This is a genomic window from Pseudoxanthomonas sp. LjRoot204_2 (genome assembly GCF_056175765.1).
In genome coordinates this window covers 1-4,959 of the sequence record NZ_JBGFFG010000254.1, presented here as the reverse complement: position 1 = coordinate 4,959, position 4,959 = coordinate 1, and the positions used below count along the sequence as shown (strand labels likewise).

6 protein-coding genes and 1 pseudogene are annotated in these 4,959 nt (G+C 68.2%); 6 read left to right on the top strand and 1 reads right to left on the bottom strand.

Annotation, left to right across the window (positions count from 1 at the left end; genetic code table 11):
- Positions 1 to 328 (bottom strand): annotated as a pseudogene (locus tag AC04L7_RS12275) (EF-P beta-lysylation protein EpmB); the annotation flags it as partial.
- Between the two features lie 103 nt (positions 329 to 431).
- Here AC04L7_RS12275 and efp point away from each other — a divergent pair.
- From efp to AC04L7_RS12245, 6 genes are all read left to right on the top strand, one after another.
- The gene (gene efp, locus AC04L7_RS12270; protein ID WP_162338187.1) at positions 432 to 998 is read left to right on the top strand and encodes an elongation factor P; all 567 of its coding nucleotides are present in this window, start codon (positions 432 to 434) and stop codon (positions 996 to 998) included.
- Entirely contained in the window at positions 998 to 1,207 is a 210-nt protein-coding gene (locus AC04L7_RS12265; RefSeq protein WP_435997973.1) for a hypothetical protein, read from the top strand. The genes efp and AC04L7_RS12265 overlap by 1 nt, the downstream gene beginning before the upstream one ends.
- A gap of 11 nt (positions 1,208 to 1,218) precedes the next feature.
- A complete protein-coding gene (locus AC04L7_RS12260; RefSeq protein WP_435997975.1) occupies positions 1,219 to 2,559 on the top strand; it encodes a TRZ/ATZ family hydrolase in 1,341 nt (446 codons plus the stop codon).
- Positions 2,560 to 2,605: 46 nt separating this feature from the next.
- The gene (gene ubiG, locus AC04L7_RS12255; RefSeq protein WP_475513098.1) at positions 2,606 to 3,325 is read left to right on the top strand and encodes a bifunctional 2-polyprenyl-6-hydroxyphenol methylase/3-demethylubiquinol 3-O-methyltransferase UbiG; all 720 of its coding nucleotides are present in this window, start codon (positions 2,606 to 2,608) and stop codon (positions 3,323 to 3,325) included.
- A gap of 2 nt (positions 3,326 to 3,327) precedes the next feature.
- Positions 3,328 to 4,005, top strand: coding sequence for a phosphoglycolate phosphatase (locus AC04L7_RS12250; RefSeq protein ID WP_435997979.1), 678 nt, complete (start codon positions 3,328 to 3,330; stop codon positions 4,003 to 4,005).
- Between the two features lie 136 nt (positions 4,006 to 4,141).
- Positions 4,142 to 4,849, top strand: coding sequence for an isoprenoid biosynthesis enzyme family protein (locus tag AC04L7_RS12245; RefSeq protein ID WP_435997981.1), 708 nt, complete (start codon positions 4,142 to 4,144; stop codon positions 4,847 to 4,849).
- The last annotated feature ends 110 nt before the right edge of the window (positions 4,850 to 4,959 follow it).

The window sequence follows — 4,959 nt, the reverse complement described above, 5'->3', positions numbered from 1 at the left end:
GGATCACGCCGTTCCCGGTGCGTGCGGCGCCGTCGCCGACGGCATCCAGCCCGTAGCCGGATGCGGGGCGCATCTCGTCGTCCAGGGGCAGCACCTGGCGAAGCAGCGGATCGTGCGGATCGCCAGCGCGCATGCGAGCCACGAAGCCGCGTGGCACGCGCAGGGCGAACTGCGATGCGGCCTGGTCGGACACGCGATCCGCCAGCGACTCCAGCCCCAGCAATGCCAGCAGTTCACGGGGATCGCGCACGGCATCGCGCCAGGCCTGTTGCCAGCGGAGGGCCGGCCGGGCAGCGGGCTGTCGGGGGTCGGGGGCTGCGGTTATCATGTCGGGTCTGAAAACAAGCACCCGCCGGGTCCGGCGGGTCCCCGCATTCTATCCGGCCGGCCGCCTCGCGCGGCGGGTACGCCTTACCTCCAGGAGCAGCAGCATGGCCAGTTACGGCATGAACGACGTCAAGAACGGGATGAAGATCCTGATCAACAACGACCCGGCGATCATCACCGATACCGAGTACGTCAAGCCGGGCAAGGGCCAGGCCTTCACCCGCGTGAAGTACCGCCTGATCAAGAGCGGCCGCGTGCAGGAAATCACCATGAAGAGCACCGACTCGGTCGAAGCGGCGGACGTGGTGGATACCGACATGCAGTACCTGTACACCGATGGCGAGTACTGGCACTTCATGCAGCAGGAGACCTTCGAGCAGGTGCAGGCCGACAAGGCCGGCATGGGCGGCGCAGAGAAGTGGCTGAAGGGCGAGGAAGACTGCGTGGTCACCCTGTGGAACGGCAACCCGATCCAGGTGACCCCGCCGAACTTCGTCGAGCTGCAGATCACCGAGACCGACCCGGGCGTGAAGGGCGACACCGCGGGCACCGGCGGCAAGCCGGCCACGCTGGAAACCGGCGCCGTCGTGCGCGTCCCGCTGTTCGTCGGCCAGGAAGAAGTGATCAAGGTCGACACCCGTACCGGCGAATACGTCAGCCGCGTCAAGTGATGGGACAGCTCGCGCTGTACCTCGGCGTCTGGGCCGTCGGCGTACTGCTCGCCGGCCTGGGAGTGATGCTGTGCTGGAACGCCAGCCTGGCGTACCTGTTTCCCGCCGTGCCGCGGCTGGGCTACGGCCGCGCGCTGGCGCTGATGTTGCTGTGCTGGCTGCTGTTCGGGGCCGGCGCCATCGGCCTGACCTATACGCTGGGATTCTGAGCCGAGGCGCCATGAACGACCGTACGCCCGTTGCCTGTGACCTGTTGATCGAAGCCGGCTTCGTGGTGCCGGTCGTTCCGCACGGCGCGGTGCTGGAAGACCATGCGGTCGCCGTGAGCGATGGCCGCATCGTCGCCGTGCTGCCGGTGGCCGACGCGCGCGCGCGCTTCGCGCCGCGCGAGACGGTATCGCGTCCGGACGCGGTGCTGATCCCCGGCATGGTCAACGCGCACACCCACAACCCGATGACGCTGCTGCGCGGCGTGGCCGACGACCTGCCGTTGAAGGTCTGGCTGCAGCAGCACATCTGGCCCATCGAGGGGGCGGTGATCGGCCCGGACTTCGTGGCCGACGGCATCACCCTGGCCATCGCCGAAATGCTTCGCGGCGGCACCACCTGCGTCAACGAGAACTACTTCTTCCCCGACGTACAGGCGGCGACCTACAAGCGTTACGGCTTCCGTGCGCGCGTCGGCCTGCCGGTCATCGATTTCCCGACTGCCTGGGCCGCGTCGGACGATGAGTACTTCGAGAAGGCCGGCGAAGTGCACGACCAGTGGCGCGACGATGCGCTGATCGCGACGGCGTTCGCCCCGCATGCCCCATACACGGTCAACGACGCCAATTTCGAACGCGTGCGGATGCTGTCCGACCAGCTCGACGTGCCGGTTCACCTGCACCTGCACGAGACCGCCCAGGAAGTGGAGCAGTCGATCGAGAAGCACGGCCAGCGCCCGATCGCGCGCCTGGACCGGCTGGGCCTGGTCAACGACCGGCTGATCGCCATCCACATGACCCAGCTGACCCAGGCCGAGATCCATCTCTGCGCCGAACGCGGCGTCAGCGTGGTGCATTGCCCCGAATCCAACCTCAAGCTCGCCTCGGGCTTCTGCCCCGCCTGCGCGCTGGAGCGCGCTGGCGTGACGCTGGCGGTCGGTACCGACGGCTGCGCCAGCAACAACGACCTGGACATGTTCAGCGAAACCCGTACTGCGGCGTTGCTGGCCAAGGCCGTGGCCCAGGATGCGGCAGCGCTGGATGCGTTCAGCGCGCTGCGCGCGGCCACGCTGGGCGGTGCCAAGGCGATCGGCTTCGACGACCGCATCGGCTCGATCGAACCCGGCAAGCAGGCCGACCTGGTCTGCGTCGACCTGTCGGCGCTGGAGACCCAGCCGCTGCACCACGTGGTGTCGCAGCTGATCTATGCGACCGGACGGCAGCAGGTCAGCGACGTCTGGATCGCGGGCCGGCCGAAGCTGCGGCAGCGCGTGCTGGTGGATATCGACATCGACGGCGTCATCGCCAATGCGCGGCAGTGGCGCGAGCGGATCGCCGGCATCCGTCTGTCCTGAGCGATGCGTGACGGCGCCATGGCCGGCGTCGTCTTACAATGGCGGCATGACGACCTCGACAGCGCCCCGCGACGACAATTTCAGCCAGGCCGAACTCGACAAGTTCGGCGCTCTCGCCAATCGCTGGTGGGATCCGGATGGTCCCCAGAAGGCGCTGCACGCACTCAATCCCGTCCGCCTGCAGTATGTCCGCGAACGCGCCCGCCTGCCGGGTGCCACCGCGCTGGACGTCGGCTGCGGCGGCGGTCTTCTCAGCGAGGCGCTCGCCCGCGAGGGTGCGCACGTCACCGCGATCGACCTCGCCCCTGAACTGGTGAAGGTAGGGCGGCTGCACAAGCTCGAGTCCGGCCTGCAGGTCGACTATCAGTTGCGTTCGGTCGAGTCGCTGGCCGAGGAACGGCCCGGGACGTTCGACGTGGTCACCTGCATGGAGATGCTGGAACACGTGCCGGATCCTGCGGCGATCATCCGCGCGTGCCATGCACTGCTGAAGCCGGGCGRCCACCTCTTCCTGTCCACGCTGAACCGCACGCCGGCCGCATTCGCCCTGGCGATCGTTGGCGCAGAGTACGTCGCGCGCCTGCTGCCGAAGGGTACGCACCATTACAAGGAATTCATCAGGCCATCGGAGCTGGCCGCCTGGCTGCGCGAGGCGGGCTTCCAGTTGCAGGACGTCACCGGGTTGGCCTACGAGCCCTGGCGCCAGCGGGCGCGGCTGGCCTCGCGCACCGACGTCAACTATCTCGCCAGCGCGGTGAAGCCGTGACGATGACCGGTTTCCCGCGCGCGGCGCTGTTCGACCTGGACGGCACGTTGCTCGACAGCGCACCGGACATGCTGGCCACCGCCAACCGCATGCGTGCATCGCGCGGCATCGGCGCGATGGCCCTGTCGGCCCTGCGTCCGCACGTATCGAAGGGTGCACGCGCGATGCTGGCCGCGGCGTTCCCGGACATGGAGAAGGCGCCCCGCGAAGCGCTGGTGCCGGAATTCCTGGCGATCTACCAGGAAGAACTCGGYCGTCACAGCGTGCTCTTCGACGGTGTCGCCGAGATGCTCGATGCGCTGGAAGCGGCGGGCAGCACGTGGGGCGTCGTGACCAACAAGCCGGAGTATCTTGCGCGCGACATCCTGCCGCAGTTGGGCTGGGAAACGCGATGCGCCGTGCTGATCGGCGGCGACACGCTGGCCGAAAAGAAGCCGCATCCACTGCCGTTGCAGGTCGCCGCCGAGCGCATCGGCACCGCCATCGCCGACTGCGTGTACGTGGGCGACGACGAGCGCGACATCCAGTCGGCGCGTGCCGCCGGCATGCCGTCCATCGCGGCATTGTGGGGATACCGGCAGGCGCATGAGGAGCCTGCGCAGTGGCAAGCGGATGTCATGGTCGAGTCGCCCGAGGCCCTCATCGCACCGTCGGCCTGGCCCTCGATCCGGCCGTTGTAGGAGCGACGTAAGTCGCGACCGCACGGTTGCAGTCCTCGATTGTTTCAGTCGCGAATAGAGAACGTATTGCGTCCAGACGCCTATGCGCGCCAGCCTCACGGTCGCGACTGACGTCGCTCCTACAGAGTTCCACTGCATGTCCGATTCCGCCGCCCTCGACAGCTTCCTGGACAAATGGCGCGCCCGATGGCCGGAATGGTCGGTTGCCGAAGTATTCGTTGCGCCCGCGCGACGCGACATCGTGGTGGCCTGGTTCGCGCTGCTGCAGGAGTTCGAGGACATCCTGAACATCGCTGGCGACCCCCTGCCGGCGGACGCCAAGCTGGCCTGGTGGGGCGAGGAACTGCGTGGCTGGGCCTCGCAACGTTCGCGACATCCGCTCGGCCGTCGTCTCGAACCGGTGCGCGCCGACTGGGCGCGGCTTGCCGATGCGTTGCCCACGCTTGCAGAAGCGCGCGCGGTAGCGCGGGATCACGAGGCGGGCTTCGCCGCGTTGTCGCGTTACGGCGAAGCGGTTGCTGCCGTGGAGAACGGAGTGCTGGGGCGCATGCCCGCCTCGCAGGCCATCGTTGCCGAGATGCTGGCTGCCCGCTTGATGGAGGTCGGCGGCGCAGCCGTGCCGGTGAGCCTGCGGCAAGGCGCGGATGAAGCGGGCCAGCTCCGGGCCTGGGCCACCGCGTTGCTCGAAGCCTGGCCCCTGCGCGAGGGCGCACGCGAGCGTCGCCTGCTGTCCGCCTACGTGCAGGGCCGCCTTCTCCGTTTCGCGCGCCGGGGCGAACCTGCTCCGCTGCCATCGCAGGCCGCGCTGTTGTTCACCGGCTGGCGCGCCGCGCGTGGCGGCTGAACACGCTGCCTATCGTCGCGATAGCTTGCGAAAGGCGTGGTAACGGACTGTTTCATCTGGTGATTCGGGGCAGGGGGTACAATGCGCGCCATCACTCCCCCGTGCACAAT